15 protein-coding genes are annotated in these 19,317 nt (G+C 67.3%); 5 read left to right on the forward strand and 10 right to left on the reverse strand.

Annotated features, from left to right (window positions below; translation table 11 throughout):
* Nucleotides 1-169: 169 nt before the first annotated feature.
* Both ACWEPL_RS21930 and ACWEPL_RS21935 read left to right on the forward strand, forming a co-directional pair.
* A complete protein-coding gene (locus ACWEPL_RS21930; RefSeq protein ID WP_452437286.1) occupies nt 170-7,057 on the forward strand; it encodes a DNRLRE domain-containing protein in 6,888 nt (2,295 codons plus the stop codon).
* 75 nt (nt 7,058-7,132) lie between these two features.
* A complete protein-coding gene (locus ACWEPL_RS21935; protein ID WP_452437287.1) occupies nt 7,133-7,705 on the forward strand; it encodes a hypothetical protein in 573 nt (190 codons plus the stop codon).
* Nucleotides 7,706-8,688: 983 nt separating this feature from the next.
* Here the strand turns inward: ACWEPL_RS21935 and ACWEPL_RS21940 are convergent.
* The 9 genes from ACWEPL_RS21940 to ACWEPL_RS21980 form a co-directional block, all read right to left on the reverse strand.
* Nucleotides 8,689-8,967: a cytochrome C oxidase subunit IV family protein gene (locus tag ACWEPL_RS21940; RefSeq protein WP_363969096.1), complete on the reverse strand. Its 279-nt coding sequence runs from the start codon at nt 8,965-8,967 to the stop codon at nt 8,689-8,691.
* A 10-nt stretch (nt 8,968-8,977) separates the two neighbouring features.
* Nucleotides 8,978-9,601, reverse strand: a complete 624-nt coding sequence (locus ACWEPL_RS21945; RefSeq protein WP_452437288.1) for a cytochrome c oxidase subunit 3 — start codon at nt 9,599-9,601, stop codon at nt 8,978-8,980.
* Nucleotides 9,602-9,603: 2 nt separating this feature from the next.
* Nucleotides 9,604-10,404 (reverse strand): hypothetical protein, encoded by an 801-nt coding sequence (locus tag ACWEPL_RS21950; RefSeq protein WP_452437289.1) that lies wholly within the window; start codon nt 10,402-10,404, stop codon nt 9,604-9,606.
* 149 nt (nt 10,405-10,553) lie between these two features.
* A complete protein-coding gene (locus tag ACWEPL_RS21955; protein WP_452437290.1) occupies nt 10,554-11,300 on the reverse strand; it encodes a glucose 1-dehydrogenase in 747 nt (248 codons plus the stop codon).
* Between the two features lie 90 nt (nt 11,301-11,390).
* Nucleotides 11,391-11,588 (reverse strand): ferredoxin, encoded by a 198-nt coding sequence (locus ACWEPL_RS21960; RefSeq protein WP_355205604.1) that lies wholly within the window; start codon nt 11,586-11,588, stop codon nt 11,391-11,393.
* On the reverse strand, nt 11,588-12,808 hold the full coding sequence (locus tag ACWEPL_RS21965; protein ID WP_363969103.1) for a cytochrome P450: 1,221 nt from the start codon (nt 12,806-12,808) through the stop codon (nt 11,588-11,590). The genes ACWEPL_RS21960 and ACWEPL_RS21965 overlap by 1 nt, the downstream gene beginning before the upstream one ends.
* Nucleotides 12,809-13,091: 283 nt before the next feature.
* A complete protein-coding gene (locus tag ACWEPL_RS21970; protein WP_452437291.1) occupies nt 13,092-13,385 on the reverse strand; it encodes an iron-sulfur cluster assembly protein in 294 nt (97 codons plus the stop codon).
* Nucleotides 13,386-13,396: 11 nt separating this feature from the next.
* Nucleotides 13,397-14,467 (reverse strand): amidohydrolase family protein, encoded by a 1,071-nt coding sequence (locus ACWEPL_RS21975; RefSeq protein ID WP_452437292.1) that lies wholly within the window; start codon nt 14,465-14,467, stop codon nt 13,397-13,399.
* Nucleotides 14,464-15,069: a TetR/AcrR family transcriptional regulator gene (locus ACWEPL_RS21980; RefSeq protein WP_363970114.1), complete on the reverse strand. Its 606-nt coding sequence runs from the start codon at nt 15,067-15,069 to the stop codon at nt 14,464-14,466. The genes ACWEPL_RS21975 and ACWEPL_RS21980 overlap by 4 nt, the downstream gene beginning before the upstream one ends.
* 67 nt (nt 15,070-15,136) lie before the next feature.
* Between ACWEPL_RS21980 and ACWEPL_RS21985 the strand changes: the two genes are divergently transcribed.
* Genes ACWEPL_RS21985 through ACWEPL_RS21995 form a run of 3 tightly spaced genes read left to right on the forward strand, consistent with a single transcriptional unit; the run spans nt 15,137 to nt 18,060 of the window.
* Nucleotides 15,137-16,693 (forward strand): class I adenylate-forming enzyme family protein, encoded by a 1,557-nt coding sequence (locus ACWEPL_RS21985; protein WP_363969109.1) that lies wholly within the window; start codon nt 15,137-15,139, stop codon nt 16,691-16,693.
* Nucleotides 16,694-16,741: 48 nt separating this feature from the next.
* Nucleotides 16,742-17,869: an aromatic ring-hydroxylating oxygenase subunit alpha gene (locus tag ACWEPL_RS21990; RefSeq protein WP_452437293.1), complete on the forward strand. Its 1,128-nt coding sequence runs from the start codon at nt 16,742-16,744 to the stop codon at nt 17,867-17,869.
* Nucleotides 17,866-18,060 carry a ferredoxin gene (locus ACWEPL_RS21995; protein WP_355205587.1) on the forward strand — a complete coding sequence of 65 codons (195 nt, stop codon included), beginning with the start codon at nt 17,866-17,868 and terminating at the stop codon, nt 18,058-18,060. The genes ACWEPL_RS21990 and ACWEPL_RS21995 overlap by 4 nt, the downstream gene beginning before the upstream one ends.
* A 25-nt stretch (nt 18,061-18,085) precedes the next feature.
* On the opposite strand, the gene ACWEPL_RS22000 is transcribed toward ACWEPL_RS21995, so the two are convergent.
* Nucleotides 18,086-19,222, reverse strand: a complete 1,137-nt coding sequence (locus tag ACWEPL_RS22000; protein WP_363969115.1) for an acyl-CoA dehydrogenase family protein — start codon at nt 19,220-19,222, stop codon at nt 18,086-18,088.
* Between the last annotated feature and the right edge of the window lie 95 nt (nt 19,223-19,317).

Consider the following 19,317-nt stretch of genomic DNA (forward strand, 5'->3'; position numbering starts at 1 on the left):
CACATCTGTTCGAAAGTCTCGAGTGAAACCATCACGAACGTCGCCCGGCTTATCCAGCCGGACGCGCCGCCGCGCGGCCCTGATCGCGGCCCTGACCATGCCGCTCTCCCTGATGAGCGCACCTGCGGTCGCCCAAGGCCCCACGCCACTCCCCACCACTCCCGCTCCCATGACGCAGCCGAGCACCCCAACCACACCCACCAGCAAGGCGCTGGCGCAAGCCAAGAAGGAAAACCGGCGCGTCGAGATCGAGTCCATGCGCTCGGAAAGAACCACCTACTACGCCAATCCGGACGGCAAGACGCTCCACATGGAGCTGAATCTGGAGCCGGTCCGGTTCAAGAACGCCGATGGCAACGGCTTCACCCCGATCGACACGACCCTCGTCGAAACCGGCGGCGTCATCAAGCCCAAGGCGGTCAAGGGCGACCTGACGCTGTCGGCCGGCGGTGACACAACGGCGATCAAGACCAACGACGCCAAGGCCACCGCCCGCGTCGATGCCTCCCGCAAGCTGCCCGAACCGACCCTCAAGGGCAGCACCGCAACCTACCCGTCGGCGTACGGCAGCGGCGTCGACCTGGTCGTCACCGCCACCCCTACCGGGTTCCGGCAGCAGATCGTCATCCGGGAACGCCCGGCCGGGCCGGTGTCCTTCCGCATCCCGGTGGAACTGCCCAAGGGGATCTCGTTCGGCAGGGGCGACAAGGGCCAGCCGACGCTGAAGGGCAAGGATGGCAAGGCGTTCCTCGACATCCGGCCGGCGCCCCTGCTGGACGCGGTCGCCGCCGACCCCAGCGGTGACCTGGAGGCCGCCAAGGTCGGCAGAGCGGCCGTCGCCCTGGACGGCTCTGAGCTGGTGTACAGCCCGGACCCGGCGTTCCTCGCCGACCCGGCGACGACGTACCCGGTGACCATGGCCGCCGTCGATGACGACTGGTACGAGTGTGAGATCGACACGCCGTCCAGCACGTACTGCCCCGACGGGGTGAGCGCGCCGTACGACGGCGAGCCGATGGACACCTTCGTCAACGACTCGACCTACCCCGACAGCTGGTCCAACTTCAACCTCGACCGTATCCTGGTCGGCAAGTCCAACGGCGGCGATGTCCGTTGGCGCAGCTATATCCAGTTCCCGCTGCCCGCGAAGAGCGACCCGTTCTGGGGCTCGAAGATCGAGAACGCGGACCTGGTCCTGTGGAACCACTATTCCAGCGACTGCGGGCTCTACGTCGAATCAGGCATCACCGCCCGGCGTGTCACCTCCGACTGGGACGAGCTGGAGATGACGTGGTCCAACCAGCCGTCGGTCACCAGCGAGGGCGCGGACACCGAGTACGGCGGCTACAACAGCGACAACTGCACCGGGTCGATGGATAAGGAATGGGACCTCATCCATTGGGTCAACGACATCGTGCAGGCATGGGCCAACGGCGAGCCGAACTACGGCATCCAGCTCACCGCGGGCAGCGAGTCCGACATCACGAACTGGCGGCGCTACCGCACCCGGGAGTCCACCTACCCGTACCCGGCACACGCCCCCCGACTCAGCGTGGACTTTGAGCCTCCGGCGCCGCCTCGCCAGGAGACGGTCGTCATCGCCGTGCCGGAGCCCTTGGACACCGTACCCACCGACTACGATCAGGCGGTCGCCATGTCGACCCGTGTGGGGACGACGGTGGAGGAGTTCGCGACGATCGACGTGCCCGATGCAGCTGTCGACGGCACCCTCGCCAACCACAACGGGATGGCGGACACGGTCGGCACCGACAAGCTCACGCCGGTCGACCCGAACGCTCCGGAGCCGGACGACACCAATGGCGGTGACGGTGAGGACGTCCTGGCGCCGCGAGTCCTGACCCACGAGCCCGTTGCAGGCGCGACCGAGGTCCCGCTCGACGCGGTGGTGCGGGTGACGTTCACCGAGCCGGTGGGCAACGTGGAAATTACCGTGCGGGCCTCCGATGGCACGACCATCCCGGGTGCTCTGGCCTACAGAGAAGACGACAAGATCGTGACGTTCACTCCGGCTCAGTCGTTGGCACCGGGCACCACGTTCTCGGCGGACGTCGCCTGGGCGATCGACGGCGCGGAGAACACGATGGAGCCCTACTCGTGGTCCTTCCGGACAGTCGACCAGGCAGCCGCCCGCTGGACGTTCGACGAGGGAGACGGCCGTACGGCCGCCGACACCTCAGGGAAGGGCCACGACGCGAGCCTGAACGACACGGCGGCGTGGACCACTGGCAAGAGCGGGAACGCGATCTCCAACGTGCCGTCGCAGGCGCGCACCGTCGCCTCCGCGGCGGCGGTCAAGCAGGGCAAGGCTGTCGAGGTGTCCGGTGAGACGACCGCGACCAGCATCACCTACGCCCAGCCGGACGGGAAGACGTTCAAGACCGAGGTCACGGCCGGCCCGGTACGCAGCTGGCAGGGCGGCGGCTGGGCGCCGATCGACACCACTCTGGCCGAGCAGGGCGGCAAGCTGCGGCCCAAGATCCTCGCCGAGGGCGCGGCTCTCGAGATCACCGCCGGCGGTACCGATCCGTTCGTCAAGATGTCGGTCGACGGGAAGTCGTACGCGCTGCGCTGGCCGACGCCACTGCCGAAGCCCACGGTCAAGGGCAATGTGGCCACCTACACCGACGCCGCCGGGGTCGGAGCCGACCTGGTGGTAACGGCGTTGCCGACCGGGTTCAGGCACGAGGTGATGCTGCGCCAGCGGCCCGCCAAGCAGGTGGAGCTGCGGATCGGCGTCGAAGACGACGGCCTGACCATGACCGAGGGCAAGGGCGGCCGGCTGCTACTGAAGGGCAAGGACAAGAAGCCAGTTGCCAACATGACCCGGCCCGCCATGGCGGACAGTGGCGGCGGTAGAGGCCGCCCTGCGTCGATCAACCGCGGCGTGGCCGACACCGACGTGGTTACCAAGGACGGCCACACGGAACTGCTGCTCAAGCCGGACCACGCGTTCCTGGCCGACTCCAGCACCACCTATCCGGTACGACTGGCCGCCGCGGTCACGCTGCCGGTGACCGCCGATGTGGAGGTGACTTCCGACAGCGACGCCGACTTTCCGGCTGACCCGGCAGCGGCGTACATGATGGCCGGCACCAGAACCGGCGGGTTCAAGTACCGGGTGCATCTGAAGTTCGACACCCCGAACCTGACCGGCTCCACCGTCACCGACGCCAAGCTGTCGATGAACACCATCGACGCCCAAAACTGCGGCGCCGCGCTCACCAATGGCATCCAGGTCGCCCGCCTCACCGGCGCCTGGGACCCCGCCAACGTGCACTGGGCCAACAAACGCGCATTCACCACCGAGGACGCCTCGACCAACTTCAAGGGCGTCACCATGGACTGCGCCACCTGGCCGGACAGCATGGAGTGGAATGTCACCGGCATCGCCCAGGACTGGGCCGCCGGTGCGGCCGACCAGGGCCTGGTGCTCAAGTCCCCCGGCGAGGCCAACATCAACAACTACCGGGTCTTCACCTCGGCGGAGAACACCGATGAGTTCGGCAGCCCGCCGAAACTGACCCTCACCACCAGCGGCCCGCCGTCCGCGCCGACCGTATCCGCGCCAGCCATCAGCCCGGCGCAGGCCGTGAACGGCACGACGGTGACGACCTCGCTCACCCCGCAGCTCGCCGCGACTGTCACCGACGCCGCTGGTGGCGACCTCACAGGTGAGTTCGAGGTCGAGCACGACCCGGCCGCTCCCTCTGGGCAGGGCAGCGGCCAGATCTGGGCCGCCACCTCGCCGGCCGTCGCCTCCGGCGGCCAGGCCACCGTCAGCATCCCCGCCGGGAAGCTGACCGACGGCTGGAAGATCCGCTGGCGGGCCCGCGCGGTCTCCTCCACGGCCGCCTCGGCGTGGTCGGACTGGCAGACGGCCACCGTGGACGTACCAAACCCGACCGCCGATGCCCTCCAGGCCACCCCTTCCCAGGTGATCAACGGCATCACCGTGGCCACCAGCCTGACCCCGGCCCTGCGGGCCACGGTCACCGACCCCGCCGCGCAACCGCTGCGGGCCGAGTTCGAGATCGAGCACGACCCGACCGCACCCGCGGGGCAGGGCACCGGCCAGATCTGGACCGGCGCCCTCGACAACGTCACCTCCAGCACCCAAGCCACGGCCACTATCCCCGACGGAAAACTCACCGACGGGTGGAAGGTGCGCTGGCGTGTCCGCGCGGTTAACACGACCACCACGGTCGGCTCGCCGTGGTCGGACTGGCAGGCCGTGACCATCGATGTGCCGGACCCGGTCTCCGAACCAGCCGTCGGCGCGCTGCAGGTCACCCCGTCCGAACAGGTGGACGGCACCACCGTCACCCCCACCCGCACCCCGGCGCTGCTCGCCCAGGTGAGCGACCCGGCGGGCACGCCGCTGCGCGCCGAGGCCGAGATCGAGCACGACCCGGCCGCACCCGACGGCCAGGGCACCGGCCAGATCTGGACCGGCGCCGTGAACAACGTACCGGCCGGTACACAGGCGAGCATCGCCGTCCCAGCTGACACACTCACCGACGGGTGGAAGGTGCGATGGCGGGCCCGCGCCGTCTCGGCCACCGCCACCTCGGCCTGGTCGGACTGGCAGACCTTCACCATCAACCTGCCCAAGCCCACCGTTACCGGCCTGACCATCGCTCCCTCCAAAGTGGTGGACGGAGTGACGGTGACCGACACGCTCACTCCCGCGCTGCAGGCCACCCTTACCCACCCGACCGGCCAGGCCCTGCGCGCCGAAGCCGAAGTCGAGCACGACCCGACCGCAACCGGACAGGGTACCGGCCAGATCTGGACCGGCAGCGTGGACAACGTCGCTTCCGGAACCCAGTCCAGCATCGCCGTTCCCGTCGGCAAGCTGGCCGACGGGTGGAAGGTCCGCTGGCGACTCCGCGCGGTCGTCGGCGACACCTCCTCGGCCTGGTCGGACTGGCAGCAGGTGACCGTGGACATCATCCAGCCGGGCGAGGAACCCCTGGCCCAGACGGCCAGCGCGGTGATCCGCACCGACCAGAGCTTCACCGCCGCCGCGTGGCTGCGCTGGAGCAACAAGGACGGCGACTACACCGTCCTCGAACAGAAGGGCACCCACCAGGCGCCGTTCCGGCTCGGCAACACCGCCGAACACGGTCTGGTGTTCACCTTCACCAACGCCGACGCCGCGGACGCGACGGTCGAGGGACTCCGGTCGGGGGTGGAGCCGCCGGTCGATGAGTGGTTCCACCTGGCGGGCGTGTACGACGCAGCCACCCGGACGGCCACCTTGTACCTGAACGGAGCACAGGCCGGGACCGCACAGCTGTCCCTCCCCGCCTGGGACGCACAGGCCCCGCTGCTGATCGGCGCAGCAGTGGCCGGCGGCATCGACGAGGTCAGGATCTACCAGCGGCCGCTTTCTGGGACAGGAGTCGCCGAGCTGTTCACCCAGCCCCAGCCCACCCCGTCTCCGGCAGCGCCTTCTGCGGAGCCGACCCCGGCCCGTCCGGCTCCCACCACGACGGCGGGCGCCTCGTCCGTCGCCAGCGACGACGACTTCTACAAGCGGGTCAAGCTGGAGGACTGCCTGGCCCTGGACGACAACTACGACGGGGACACGGCTGACAGCTACGTGACCTGGATGAAGGGGGAGTACGCCTTCGGCCAGTCCCGGATCCATGAATCCACCTACAACTACTGCTGGTCGTCCTACATTTACGTCCTGGAGTTCGCCGAGAACCCGTTCACGGGCGGAATGGTGAGGTCCGCGAAGCGGTCGTTGCTCAAGAAGGCGAAGACGAGGAACGGGCAGGCGGTCGAGGTCGAAGACGACGACGCGTTCCGGTTCCGCGCCACCTGGGTCATGCACACCTATCTCGGTGGCACCGGAGGAAAGGAGTTTTCCCAGGGTCAGCTGTCGGCGACGTCGTTCAAGGTGTTCACCCGGCTCGACCAGTTCGCGGTCGTCGACAGCGACGGTGGCGTGAAGGTGCCGTCGGGTGACCTGAGCGGGATCGAGATCGCGTCCCACCCCGGCCAGGGCATGGGCGCATGCCGTTACCAGAGCGGGCCGAGAAAGGAGCGGGACGTCTCCGCATGGCATGACACCCCCGACGCTGAATTCCTGTTCGGGTGGCCGGACGGGATCGCCAAGGACCAGGTCCACCGATGCGAGGTCGGCGTCGTCGCCTTCATCCCGGGCGAGGACACGGGAACGGGCCTGGCCATCCCGCTCTGGAACCGGAAACTCGTCGACACCCGCTACATTCTCGAACAGGACAAGATTCTCCGGCACGGCTCGGGAATTCCCGTCAGCGACTGGGACGGTTATCCGTACACAGAGCTGGTGCCTGAGGTCCAGTGCGACTGGCAAAAGCTCGGAGGGCCCAGAACCCCCACCCGAATCGGGGGCTGCATCATCCCCTCTGCCCCCCGGGTGTTCGTGATGTCCAAGAGCAGGAACGCGGACTTCGTCGAAGTCATCAATCACATCGAGAAGGCGCTCAAGCAGCGGAGCAACGCGGACACCTCCCCACCGAAACGACCCGGCCACGACTGGACCAAGCCCGAGCTGCCGCCCGCGAAGATCAGCATCGCGACTCCCGTGAACAAGGTGATCCCCGGAGACTGGTCAAATATCTCCAGCAAGCCACTGACCAAGGTGAACACGAACGACGCGGGTATCAACCGAAGGCAGTTCTCCGGACTCCGGTTCATCACGGACAAGGGCGCCACCAACCAGCAACGCTGGCCGGACGTCGATGACGACGTCGAGGTGCCGGAACGAGAGCTCAGGGGAGTGAACTACTGCAAGTACCACTTCTTCGACACGTACGCGGTAACGACGAGATGGCTCCACGGGGTTCCGCAGGCAGGCTGGATTCATTGTGACGAATATCCGTTCGCGTCGACCAAGGAAGGCGCCGGCAAGCAGGACGGCAACTACTCCATTCAAGCGGTTGCCAAAGATGACAATCTCCTCCACGGGGACGCTCTCAATAGATTCTATTCCGACTACCGGGTCGTGCCCGGGGAAGAGTTCTGGGTCAAAGTCGTGAGTTAGTCAAGTCTGCGGGGTGGGGATGATCGTATGATCGTCCCCACCCCATGCCGTTGAGAAAGCCAAAGGAGCAAGACGATGGACATGACGCGGGCACTGCCCACTGAGAGCCAGTGGGATCTGCTGGACGAGTACGCCTTGAACGCCCGCTTCGATGCGGCATGGATCGACACGGAGGACGTCGAGGAGATCGCCGGGCGTTTCCGTGCAGATCCGAGCTCCGGAATCCCTTGCGATCTCAGCGCAGCATTCCAACTGGCATACGAGAACCAGCAAGACAGTCTCGTGTGGATCGGGACGCACTCCCCGGGCTGGTCCGTCGCGATCACCATGGACGGCAGTTTCACACTCCGGGAGGGGGCGAGCTCGCAAGGAAGGCTCATCATCAGTTATTGGCACATGGCCGAACTGGGCGAGACCGGCGATGAGGGAATGATCTATTACCACGATGGAGAGTTCATGGGCATAATCGGGGTACAGGGGTTCCAGGAATACGCGCGCGATCTGGACTCGTACACCAGCTTTCAGGAGGAGGTGGAGAATTACCTCATACTCGCAGGGCGGATCACGGGTCGTTTCCTTGACCGGGAATGGTTCGCGGCGCAGCGGGTCCTCTACCGCATTCCGAAGGGCGCCTGGCCTCGCTGGTGAGCCTCTCCCACCCGTACACACGGGCTGGTTGAGTGAAGGGCCAGAAAGCGGCACATGGTAGACGGAATTGGCAGCAGAGATGAGGAGCCGAGCCAGAACTCGGCGGATTCGGCGACGAATAGGGAGGCCAAGAAGACGTCGCGCGGACTCGTGGGCGCCACGTCGGCCAATGGCTGCTCGACGGTTGCTCGCAGTCGTTCGATCTACAGTGGGGCTGGGGCCTGGTCACGAGATCCCGGCCTATGACAGCCGTACTGCGATGGTGGGCAAATGGCACATAATCGCGATGGTCAAGGGCGCATGGTTGCTCGGTGGTTGCTCGCGTGTACGCGGTACGGCGCGGCATCCACCGTCACTTCCCGGCACGATGCCAGGGATGATCTCGGACACAGCGATAGAAAACATCATCCCGCGACACCAAGCGGCACCAATCGAACCGACTCATAATCCGTGGGTCGTGGGTTCAAGTCCCGCCCGCCCTACTCTTCAATACCACGTCGTCCGTGCTCCCGTCGTGGCCGAGCGGACTTTCAGTCCGCTGGTCGTTCATCCTGCTTCGCGAGTCCGGCCCGGAACAGATGCCACGGCCTGCCTGGGCTTTCGAGTTCCCCCAGTGGCGAGCGGGCAAGGGCGCCTGGCAAGCCCTGGCGGGCGTGAGGCCCGACGCAGCCCGCTGTAGGGTGTCACGCTCTTGTTCCAACTCCCAGATCCGGGCCTTGAGCTTGTTTGTTCTTCTCTTCCAGCACGTCGTGCGAGCGTAGGGGTGACGCCGCCGCGGCCTTACCCGCACGTCGCCCTATCGGCCAGATCTACTCGCCTCGCCAACCCCACCGCGTCCGGCCTCGAACTTCAGCGGCTATGCAACGCCCTCCAGGTCCCCGTCCACCCACACTGGCGAGAGGATGGGCAGAGTGCCGAATGTCAATGGCAAGTGTGTCCGGACGGCCCTCGGCCGCGGCTCTGAACAGGGGCTCAGTGACGCTTCAATGGCCGGCGACGATGAAGATCGTCATGAGAGCCGCACACACCACCACGATCCACCCGCCGAACAGCAGGCGGAGCGCTCGAGGGGCTTGTCCCAGTTCCATGAAGTACCGTCCGACGAGGTAGACCTTGACGAACGCGACAGCGAGCACGACCACGGTGGCGAACTGCCGGGCCCCGTGGCCGTCCCCGAGGTACCAGGAGACCGCGGTCGCACCCATGAGGACGAGCCAGGCGACAACCGCCCGGTTCGCGCTGCTCGAAGTCTCGGAGGGCATGGGCACCTCATCACCTCATCAGGTAGAGCAGGGCGAACAGGACGATCCAGAGCAGGTCGATGAGGTGCCAATAGCATGCTCCCGCCTCGAGGTTTCGCAGATCCCTTCTTCCCAGGGAAGGCTTGCGAGCGATCAGGTACATGATCACCAATGCGACCATGCCGAGCAGCAGGTGCAACAGGTGGATGCCGGTGAAGACGAAGTAGTACATGTAGAAGCTGTTCGTCGACGGCGTGTGACCGGCTCCGAGCTCGCTCGAGTACTCCAGGAATTTGTTGACGACGAAACCGGCACCGCAGAGCAAGGTCACGAGGATCATTCGGGAGCCGCGGCCGGAGGCGCCCTGACGCAACGAGTTCAGGCTCAGCGCGACGAACAGCGAACCGGTCAGCAACAGGAAGGTGTTCCCCGCGCCGAACATGAGGTTCATGTGCTCGCGGGCCTGCTCGAAGAGTCCGGCACTCCGCGACCGCTCATAGACGAACACACCGAAGAACAGGGCGAAGATGAGCAGGTCTCCGAAGATGAAGACCCAGATGCCGATCTCGCCTGGTACGTGGCCGGGCTCCCGAAGGCGCCGGCTCGGCGCCCTCGGGGGCTTGGAGGCGAACGGGTCCGCCGGCCAGGCATTCATGGTCATGAATCGGCGGCCGGCTCTTGCTCGTGGACGAAGCCGCCCCGGACGTTCCGCATCGACAGGTAGCTGAAGTACAGCACCCAGATACCGAAGACGACGAACGGCACCCACAGGCACACCACACCGGTCCAGCCGAACGGTCCGTCCTTGAAGAACCAGACCGTGCCGCCCGGGATGAAGCACACGCCGGCCCAGATGCTGAAGTAGCCCGTCCACCGGGGGAACACCGGAGCGTCGGTCTTGTCCAGCAGGATGTTCAGCCCGAGCGCGACGGCCCAGATCGTGAACGGCATCCAGGTGCCGAGCAGGATGATGTACGCCGCATCGTTGAACGCCTGCGTGATCTCCGGTGACACTTCGCCGGCCCGGAAGGCGGCGGTCGCCCACAGGCCGCAGTTCACCACGATCTGCGCGGTGCCCGCAGCCATACACGTCAGCTGAACGTAGGTCAGAGCCGGGAAGAGCCCCTCCTTACGGCGCGTCTGGACGGCCATGCAGACCCCCCAGACGCCCATCAGCGCGTACGCCAGACACGAGAAAACGAGCCCGACGCGAATAGCGGTGGCGTTCTCCTGGTAATACTGCGCGACCTGCTGAGCGGAATCGCTCGGGTGAATCGCGGGCGGGAAGTATCTGGCGAGCCAGACACTCCCGATCAGGAACAGGACCACCATGGCCGGGCCGCACCATGCGATGAGCAGCTGCGAGTTGCGGCTCATACTGCGACGGTCGGCCTCTGTCGAGACCAGTGCCCCTGGGTCCCTTCCTGCGGAGGTCGGGGCTAGATCGGCGGCGCTCACGAGGTTCTCCTTCCCTCGGTCGACTGTTGCGCGGGCAGACCTGGGTGGTGCTCGATCGAGGCCTGCCCTCCGGCGTGCGAGGCAGGGCACTTCGGCCCTGGTACGCGGATGCCGCTCGGCGGCAGACGTGCTCGTGCGCGGTCTTCTCGTTACTGCGCGGTCAGCGCTCCGTCGATGACGTGCTCCTGACCGGTGATGTACGACGAGTCGTCGGAGGCGAGGAACAGCACCAGGCTGGAGACCTCGTCCGGATCGGCCATGCGCCGCAGCGGGACCTGATCGGTGATGCCGCCACCGTCCTCGTCGGTGGCCGCGACCATCATGGGCGTCTTGATGTAGCCCGGATGCACCGAGTTGACCCGGATGTTGTCGGGGCCGCATTCGACGGCGACGTGCTTGGTCATGCCCCGGGAGGCGAACTTGCTGCCCACGTAGGCCAGGTTCGGCGAGCCGACGATGGACACGATGCCGGCGATCGAGGAGATGTTGACGATCGAGCCGCCGCCGGCCCTGCGCATCGACGGGATGACCGTCTGCATGCCGTAGAACTGGGAGTGCTGGTTGACCGCGCACACCTTGAGGTACTCGGCCTCGTCGAGCTCGGCGGTCCCGGAGATCGGGCCGAGGATCCCGGCGTTGTTCACCAGGATCGTCACTGTCCCGAAGGTGCTTTCGGCCTGCCGCAGCACCTGCTGCCAGTCGGCCGGCGAGGTGACGTCGTGCCGGATGAACAGCGCGTTGTCCCCGAGCTCCTTGGCGATCAGTTGCCCGCGCTCCTCGTTGACGTCGGTCAGCACGACTCTCGCGCCCTCGGCGACGAACCGCCGCGCGTGCGCCTCGCCCATGCCCTGCGCGGCGCCGGTGATGATGGCCACCTTGCCATCGAGCTTGCCCATGGTGTGCCTCTCCTTGCTGGATTACGGACCGCCGCGTTCGGGGCGGCCCCTTTCTGTCGGTTCAGGCGGCGTACGCCGCGTGCCCGGCGGTCAGGCGTGAACGGTGATGGCCCGTTCAGGACATCCGCGGGCCCCGGTGGCGGCGGCCGTCTCCCGGCCGGCGGGAACCTCGACGGGCTCGTCGAGATGGAGGTTGAACCCGTCGTCGTCCGACTCGTAGACCTCCGGCGCGAGCATGTAGCAGCGGCCGTGCCCGGAGCAGAGAGACCCGTCAACCGCGTACTTCATCAGAGCGCGTCCTCCCGGCGGCGGGGCTCGAACACCAGTGGGAGGTTGTTCATCGCGCGGGTGAGACCGGTGGTGTAGGTGATCTCGGCGTCCGGCTTCAGGGAGAAGTCCGGGATGCGCCGCAGGAGCTCCTGCATGACGACCTTGCCCTCGATCCGGGCGAGGTGGGAGCCGATGCAGCGGTGGGGGCCGAATCCGAATGCCGCGTTCACCGGGAGGTCCCGGTCGATGTCGACCGTCTTCGGGTTCTCGTAGGCGCGGGGGTCCCGGCAGGCGGCGGCGTAGTTCAGCATCACCCAGTCGCCCTTCTTGAAGGTGTGCCCGCCGACCTCGACCTCCTCCTTGACCGTGCGCCCGAGGGCCACGACGGGCGCGTACACGCGGACGAACTCCTCGATCGCCTTGTCATGCAGAGCCGGATCCGCGGCGAGGCGGGCCCGGTCATCCGGGTGCGTCGCGAGGTGGTAGGTCATGCCGGCGAGCAGGTAGGTGGTCGTGCCCAGGCCGCCGGCCAGGAGGTCGGTGACGACGCTGACCTTGTGCTGCCAGGGGCACGGCTCACCGCTGTCGAGCTGCACGCCCTTGAGCACGGCGTCGACGAAGTCGCCCCTCGGCTCCTCCCCCAGGCGGCGCTCAAGGTAGGCGTTGATATAGCCCAGCGCCGTGCCCCAGCCCTGCGCTCGGCCCTCGAGCGGGCCGAACAGAGCGTCGTCGATCGCCTTGATCAGCGGCGGCAGGTCGTCCAGCGGCACGCCCATGTAGCTGGAGAAGAAGACGCGGCCCGGCAGGGTGGCGGCGAAGTCCGCGACGAAGTCGCACTCTCCGCGCTCGACGAACTGGTCGATCAGGTGGTTGGCGTGCTCGCGGATCGACCCCTCGTAAGAACGCACGGCACGCGGGCTGAAGTAGCCGTTGAGGGCGCTGCGCCACCGGTTGTGGTACGGCGGGTCGGACTCCTCGGGGTACATGAACGGCATTCCCTCAGGACGGTTCGGCTGGAAACCCTCCGCGCTGCTGAACGTCTCCCAGTTCTGGCCGACCGTGCGGACGTCCTCCTGCCGGTTGACGACGTAGTAGCCGTGCCCGACGTTGCTCCTCGCGACGGGGCAGTGCTGCACCAGGTCGTCGATGACCTCGACGAAGTCGTCGTTGAACTCCGGCGAGTCGAGGTCGAAGTCATGGAAGTGGTCTCGGGTCGAGTGTGGTTGAGTCGCGGTCACGAGGAGCCCTCCGTGGGTTCTCGACATGGAGATGCCGGTGCTCGCCCCGCCGGCGTACCGGTTGGCCGGGGTGTGGCGGGTGTCACATGCTCGAAACAAATGTTTGTCTAGGGCTAAGGTCGTGTCAATAGCGGCCGGGCGACTTGGGCCCATGGGAGACTCGGGCAGAGCCGAGGTCGAGTCGCCCGCTGGGGCAGTGACGTGCATCTTTGCGTACGGCATCGCAGATCGGCGAACATCGCGTTGCCGCCGACTCGATGGCCGACACCGCCGACAACAACAATCAGTTGTTTGTTTTGAGCCGATCAGGAGTCCACAACGTGGTCGTCGACACGGTGACCTCGACGGTCTCAACCCCGGGCAGCTCACGCAGGACGTCGACGATGTAGCGGCGCAGGCCGGTGAAGTGCACGCACGACGAGTCGGTCAGCACGAGCTCGACCCGGACACGGCCGTCCGCGCACTCGACCTTGTCCACCAGTCCCATCTGGCATATGTCCAGCGGCATGCGCATGAGAACCCCGCAAGGCTCGGGGATCTTGCTCAACTGGGCGCGAATCGTCTCCTCCGACGGCATCGCCACAACGCTCACCGCCCGCTCGGAACGCGGAGCCGGCTCCACGGCCCAGGTCCGGCCACCCGCCGCGCGGCGAACTCGTCGGCCGCCGTCCGCTCGCGTACCTCGTCCTCGTCGAGCCCGAGCATCCGCAGCGCGTTGCCGCCGAGGATCTTCTTCCGGTCGGCGGCGGTCAGCTGCGGGATGCCGTGCTCCGCCAGCACACGCTCGGGGAACTCGTACCCGTCGAACGCGGCGAGCAGGGGCGCGGGGTGGCTGAGGTTGGCGCCGCTCGCGTACAGCAGTTGGTCGACGCCGGCCGCGCCGACGAGCGTGGCGAGGATCTTGGCGAACGCGTCCGGCCGGACCACCGCGTAGGCGAACACCGATTCCAGCGTCGCGTACAGGTTGCGGTGGCGGGCCAGCAGCGCCGCCGTCTTGTCCAGAAACGCCGCACCGGCATGCACGATCTGGAACGTGAGCTCGGGAAAGCACGCCGGCGCGGCCTCCAGGTCGTCCACGTCGAACGCGCCGCGCGGCGCCGGCGGTAGCCAGAGTGCCTTGTGCACGGCCACATGGCGGACGCCGAGGTCGCGCGCCGCCTCCAGCAGCGGTGTGGCGAAGTCGGGCCCGTCGATCCGCCAGCCCTCTCCCCTGCCGCCGTAGAAGAACGCGGGATAGAGCTTCAGCCCGTCCACGCCGAACTCGCGAACCTGCCGCTCCAACTGAGCGATCGCCGCATCGGTCACGGGGGTGTCCACGGTGGCGTACAGCCGGAACCGATCTGGGTGGCGGTCACGGAACGCCGCCGCCCGCTCCGGGTCGGTCACGTGCCCCTTCGCGAAGCCGAGGTTCGGCAGCGCGTGGATGACCGCCAGGTCGACCGGGCTCTCAACGAACAGCGCGTCCGCGACGGCTTCGTACGGGAAGTCCGAGAAGAACTCCTCCCGGCCGAGCTGGAAGTCCCGGTGCTCCTCGCCGGTGGCGAGCAGGTGCGCGGCATACACCGACTCCAACTGCTCGCGGCCGAGCGGGTCCTGGTTGGCGGGCGCGAGGTTGTACGGATGCACCACCGCGTCCACCACGACACCGTCGTCGATCATCCATCCTCCTGTGGGTCGGCGCGGATCAACGGCCCGTTCAGCAGGGCGTCCGCGAGCTTCTCGCCGATCTCGTCCGCCGTCGCGGGACCGTGGGGCGAGAACCACTCCGGCGTCCAGTTGAGGGCCCCGAGCAGCCCGAACACGACCATCCGCGGGTCGAGGCCGGGCGCGAAGACCCCGGCACGGACACCGGCCCGCAGCGTCTCGGTGAAGAACCGCTCGTACCGGGCGCGCTTGTCCAGCAGTCGCGCCCGGTTCTCGGCACCCAGGAAGCGCCACTGGTGAAACACGATCAGCGTCCGCTCGGGGTTCTCCGCGACGACCCGGACGTGCGCCTTGATCGCCTCCCGCAGCAGGACCCGGGGATCGTCGCTGGTCGCGCGCACCTCTTCGAGCACCTGGTTGAAGTGGTCGACGCCGCCCTCGATGATGGCGAACAGCAACGACTCCTTGCTGACGATGTGCGCGTACAGGCTGCCCGGGAGCATCCCCACGGCCCTGGCGATGTCACGCATGGAGGTGCCGGTGTAGCCCCGTTCGCCGAACAGGCGCGTCGCCTCCCGGAAGATCGTCGCGTACCCGTCGGACTCCTGCTCCGCCATCTCGTGCACAAACAAATGTTTGTATAGTCACTTCGCGGGTGTCAATATGGGACGGGAGTGAGCGCCAATGAAGCATGCGAGCGCGACCACCGCGGCGCAGATCCTCTGGGCAGGAGCCGAGCTCTTCGCGGACCGGGCGTGCGTGACCGATCTGGACGCGGCGCACGCCGACGAGACTTTCAGCTACGAGGCCGTGGCGGCCCGAGCGGCGGCCACCGGGGGCGCGCTGCGCGCGCTCGGCCTGCGGCGCGGCGACCGCGTGGCCATCCTCCTGCACAACAGCCAGGCGTACGTCGACGTCTTCCTGGGTGCCCTCGCGGCCGGGCTGATCGTCGTCCCGCTCAACGTCCGGCTCACCCGGGAGGACTATCTGCACATGCTGACCGACTCCGGCTCGCGGGTGCTCGTCACCACGTCCGAGTTCGGCGCGCGGCTCCCCCGCGACGGGGAGGTCCACGACCTCACCGTCGTGCTCGCCGACGCCTCGACGCACGATCTCGCGGCAGGCGCGGCCCCCCTTTCCGGGCCCGAGCCCGGCGAGGAGAGCGAGGTCGCCAGCCTCATGTACACGTCGGGGACGACCGGCTCACCGAAGGCGGTCATACTCACGCACGCCTCTTGGCGCAGCGTCGCCGACACGGCCATCGAGGTGCTCGGGTTCGCCGACGGAGAGGTGACCCTGCATGTGGCGCCGCTGACGCACGGCGCGGGCTTCCTCTTCCTGCCGACGCTGATGACCGGCGGCCACAACCTGCTCTGCCGCTCCTTCGACGCGGCTCGAACCGCCGTCCTGCTCGGCAGTCACGGTGTCACCGGGATGTTCGTCGTCCCGTCGATGATCAGGATGCTGCTGGACGCCGTACCCCCCGGTTTCACGGCCCCGCCGACCTTCCGCCGCCTGTACTACGCGGGCTCCCCCATCGACCCCTTGACGTTGCGCGAGGCGACCGCGGCGTTCGGCGGGCGCGTCGTCCAGTCGTTCGCGCAGATGGAGTCGCCCATGTTCGTCACAGTGCTCGACCAGGAGGACCACCGCCGCGCGCTCGGCGACCCCGGCCTGCCTCTGGTGCGCTCGGCGGGCAGAGTCCTGCCCGGCGTCGAGCTCCGCGTCACCGACGATGACGGCACGCCTCTGCCCGCCGGCGAGCCCGGGGAGATCCTGGCCCGGGCCCCGCAGACGATGGCGGGCTACTGGGACCGGCCCGAGGACACGGCCGCGGCGCTGCGGGACGGCTGGCTGCACACCGGCGACGTCGGCTACCTGGACGAAGAGGGCTACCTCTTCCTGGTGGACCGCAAGAAGGACATGATCGTCACCGGCGGCTCCAACGTCTACGCGCGGGAGGTCGAGGAGGTCCTGCTCGCGCTGCCCGGCGTGCGCGAGGCGGCCGTCGTCGGGCTGCCGCACCGCATCTGGGGTGAGGCGGTGACCGCCGTACTCGTCGCCGACGGCACTCCGCGCGACGAGCAGGAGATCATCGCGGACTGCCGCAGGAGACTGGCCGGCTATCGGGTTCCCAAACGGGTCGTGTGGGTGGACGAGCTGCCCCGCAACGCCTACGGGAAGGTGCTCAAGCGACGGCTCCGCGACGAGCTCATTGACACCCAGGACGGCCAGGGCTAGCTTAAAACAAATGCTTGTTTGTTATCAGGCCTGAGGAGTTGGGCACCTATGACTCAGACGAGATCGGGCACCGAGCTGACTCCAGCCGAACAGCAGTATCCCTTGCCGCCGAGCCTGCTCGACAAGTCCGTCTACACCGACCTTGACCGCTACCGGCGCGAGCTCACCGAGATCTTCCACCACGCGTGGTTTCCCGTGCATCCCTCGTCGGACGTGGCCCGCCCGCGCGACTACGTCGTCTGGGACCAGATCGGACAGTCGGTCGTGATCACCAGGCTCCCCGACGGCACGGTCAGCGCCTGGCACAACGTGTGCCAGCACCGTGGCGCCCGGCTGGTGAACGGCTCGGGCAACTGCGGCAACGCCCGCTTCACCTGCCCGTGGCACGGCTTCGTGTACGGACTGGACGGCGTGGTCGGCAGCGTGCCGCTGCGCGGCAGTTTCGACGCGGCCGAACTGGACGGCCTGCGCGCGCCCGCGGTCCGGAACGAGGAGTGGGGCGGGTGGATCTGGCTCTGCTTCTCCGACGACGTGCCACCCCTGCGCGAATACCTCGGCGAGATCGGCGACGAACTCGCCGGCTACGGGCTGGAGGGCTTCACCACCAAATTCCGCACATCCGTGCGGCTCAAGGCCAACTGGAAGATCGTCGTCGACGCGTTCAACGAGACCTGGCACGTGCCCTTCACCCACAGGGACACGCTCGCCGGGCTCGTCATGTGGCGGGACGCCATTCTCAAGATCACGCCACCGCACACGTGGATGACCCTGCCGATTCGCGGGTTCACCGACAAGGCGCTCCACAACGGCGACCACCGTGCCTCGCACCTGTGCCACTACCTGGCGTTTCCCAACACGATCTTCAGCTGCTTCCCCACCCACCTGCAGATGTGGAGCGCGTGGCCGATCTCGGTCGGCGAGACGCTGCTCTGCGCGTACGAGGTGGTCGGCCCGCCGCCGGACGGCATGCCGGCGGAGAAGTGGGAGCGCCACAACCAGCGAGACTGGGACCAGTTCCTCGAAGTGCTCGCGGAGGACTCCGTCGTCATCGACGACTTCGCCACCGTGATCGGCTCGCTGGGCTTCACCCGGAACATGTTCAACACGGCAGAGAGCAGGCTGACGGCCTTCCACGAGGAGATCGCGAAACGGCTGGGAGAAGGAGCACCACGATGACCACGATCAAGGTGGACCGCTCGACCTGTCAGGGGTACGGCAACTGCGTGCTCGCGCTGGCGCCGGTCTTCGACCTCGACGAGGAGGGGCTCGTCGTGCTCAAGCGCGACGACGTCGAGCCGGGCGAGCTGGACGGGTTGCGGCGGGCAGCCTACGACTGCCCGACCGACTCCATCACGTTCGTCGAATAGCCGGGCGGGTGTCCACCCGCCCCGGCTACAGGCCCATCTCCTTGGCGATGATGCTGCGCTGGATCTCGTTGGCGCCGCCGCCGACCATGGCGTGCTTGGCCTCGCGGAAATAGCGCTCCATGTCGTACTCGGGCAGCTGGGCGTATCCCCCCAGGGCCTGCATGCCGTTGAACGAGGTCTTGAACGCGGTGTCGGCCGCGAACACCTTCGCCATCGACACCTCCTTGAGCGCGCGCTCGCCACGGGCCATCTTGGTCGCCGCGTTGTAGACCAGCAGCCGAGCCGCCTCGACCTCGCACTCGTTCTCCGCCATCCGATGCTTGAGCACCTGGAAGGAGGACAGCGGCCGGCCGAACTGGGTCCGGTCCTTGGTGTAGTGGATGGTGTCGTCCAGCGCAGTGCGCGCGTTGCCGACGTAGGACGCCGCCAGGCTCAGCCTCTCGTACTCCAGGTGCTCACCGATGTAGGCCCACCCGGTGCCCGGCTCACCGATGATGTTCCCCCTCGGCACGCGGACGTCGGTCAGGAAGATCTCAGTGGTGCCGAGGCTGCGTCGGACGATCGTGTTCAGCTTCCGGATGTCCACGCCCGGTGCCGTGTTCGGCACCAGGATGAGGCTCAGCCCCTTGTGCTTGTCCGGGCCGGTCCTGGCCAGCACCGTGATGACCGTGTCCGGGAGGTGGGCGCCGGAGCAGAAGACCTTGTTGCCGTTGAGCACCCACGCGTCGCCGTCGAGGACCGCCTTCGTCTGCAGGCTCGCGGCGTCCGATCCGGCGCCCGGCTCGGTGATGGAGATGCTGAACTTCGTACGGCCCTGCAGGAACCCCGGCAGGTACGCCTCCCGCTGCTCCTCGGTGCCGTGGTTGGCGATGTTGGTCGCGGTGAACATCGAGGTCATCACCGCCGCGGCGAAGTCAAGACTGTACTTCGCGATCGCCTCGCAGAAGATCGCGTACATGACCGGGTCGGCGTCCAGACCGCCGTACTGCTCGGGGATCAGCAGGCCGAGCCAGCCGCGGTCGGCGATCTTCTGGTACGCCTCGTCCGGGAACTCGCGGGACTCGTCGTGCTTGCGGATGTACTCCCGGCCTACCTCGCGCTCCATGAAGGTGTGCAGCGTATCGCTCCACAACTGCTGTTCTTCGGTGAACCGGAAATCCATCCTCGGCCCCTTCGGTCATCTCACGCGGTCATGCCCGCGGCACGCGGGCCGTGGTCTCCACGCTAGCCCCGGACATCGCTCATAACAAGTGTTTG

Source organism: Nonomuraea sp. NPDC004186 (genome assembly GCF_053603495.1).

Excerpts from the sequence above, each read along its gene's own strand:
- ACWEPL_RS21945 (WP_452437288.1), bottom strand. The coding sequence starts at position 9,601 with ATGAATGCCTGGCCGGCGGACCCGTTCGCCTCCAAGCCCCCGAGGGCG.
- ACWEPL_RS21970 (WP_452437291.1), bottom strand. The coding sequence starts at position 13,385 with ATGCCGTCGGAGGAGACGATTCGCGCCCAGTTGAGCAAGATCCCCGAG.
- ACWEPL_RS21990 (WP_452437293.1), top strand. The coding sequence starts at position 16,742 with ATGACTCAGACGAGATCGGGCACCGAGCTGACTCCAGCCGAACAGCAG.
- ACWEPL_RS21995 (WP_355205587.1), top strand. The coding sequence starts at position 17,866 with ATGACCACGATCAAGGTGGACCGCTCGACCTGTCAGGGGTACGGCAAC.
- ACWEPL_RS22000 (WP_363969115.1), bottom strand. The coding sequence starts at position 19,222 with ATGGATTTCCGGTTCACCGAAGAACAGCAGTTGTGGAGCGATACGCTG.
- ACWEPL_RS21975 (WP_452437292.1), bottom strand. The coding sequence starts at position 14,467 with ATGATCGACGACGGTGTCGTGGTGGACGCGGTGGTGCATCCGTACAAC.
- ACWEPL_RS21960 (WP_355205604.1), bottom strand. The coding sequence starts at position 11,588 with ATGAAGTACGCGGTTGACGGGTCTCTCTGCTCCGGGCACGGCCGCTGC.
- ACWEPL_RS21935 (WP_452437287.1), top strand. The coding sequence starts at position 7,133 with ATGGACATGACGCGGGCACTGCCCACTGAGAGCCAGTGGGATCTGCTG.
- ACWEPL_RS21985 (WP_363969109.1), top strand. The coding sequence starts at position 15,137 with ATGAAGCATGCGAGCGCGACCACCGCGGCGCAGATCCTCTGGGCAGGA.
- ACWEPL_RS21955 (WP_452437290.1), bottom strand. The coding sequence starts at position 11,300 with ATGGGCAAGCTCGATGGCAAGGTGGCCATCATCACCGGCGCCGCGCAG.
- ACWEPL_RS21940 (WP_363969096.1), bottom strand. The coding sequence starts at position 8,967 with ATGCCCTCCGAGACTTCGAGCAGCGCGAACCGGGCGGTTGTCGCCTGG.
- ACWEPL_RS21980 (WP_363970114.1), bottom strand. The coding sequence starts at position 15,069 with ATGGCGGAGCAGGAGTCCGACGGGTACGCGACGATCTTCCGGGAGGCG.
- ACWEPL_RS21930 (WP_452437286.1), top strand. The coding sequence starts at position 170 with ATGACGCAGCCGAGCACCCCAACCACACCCACCAGCAAGGCGCTGGCG.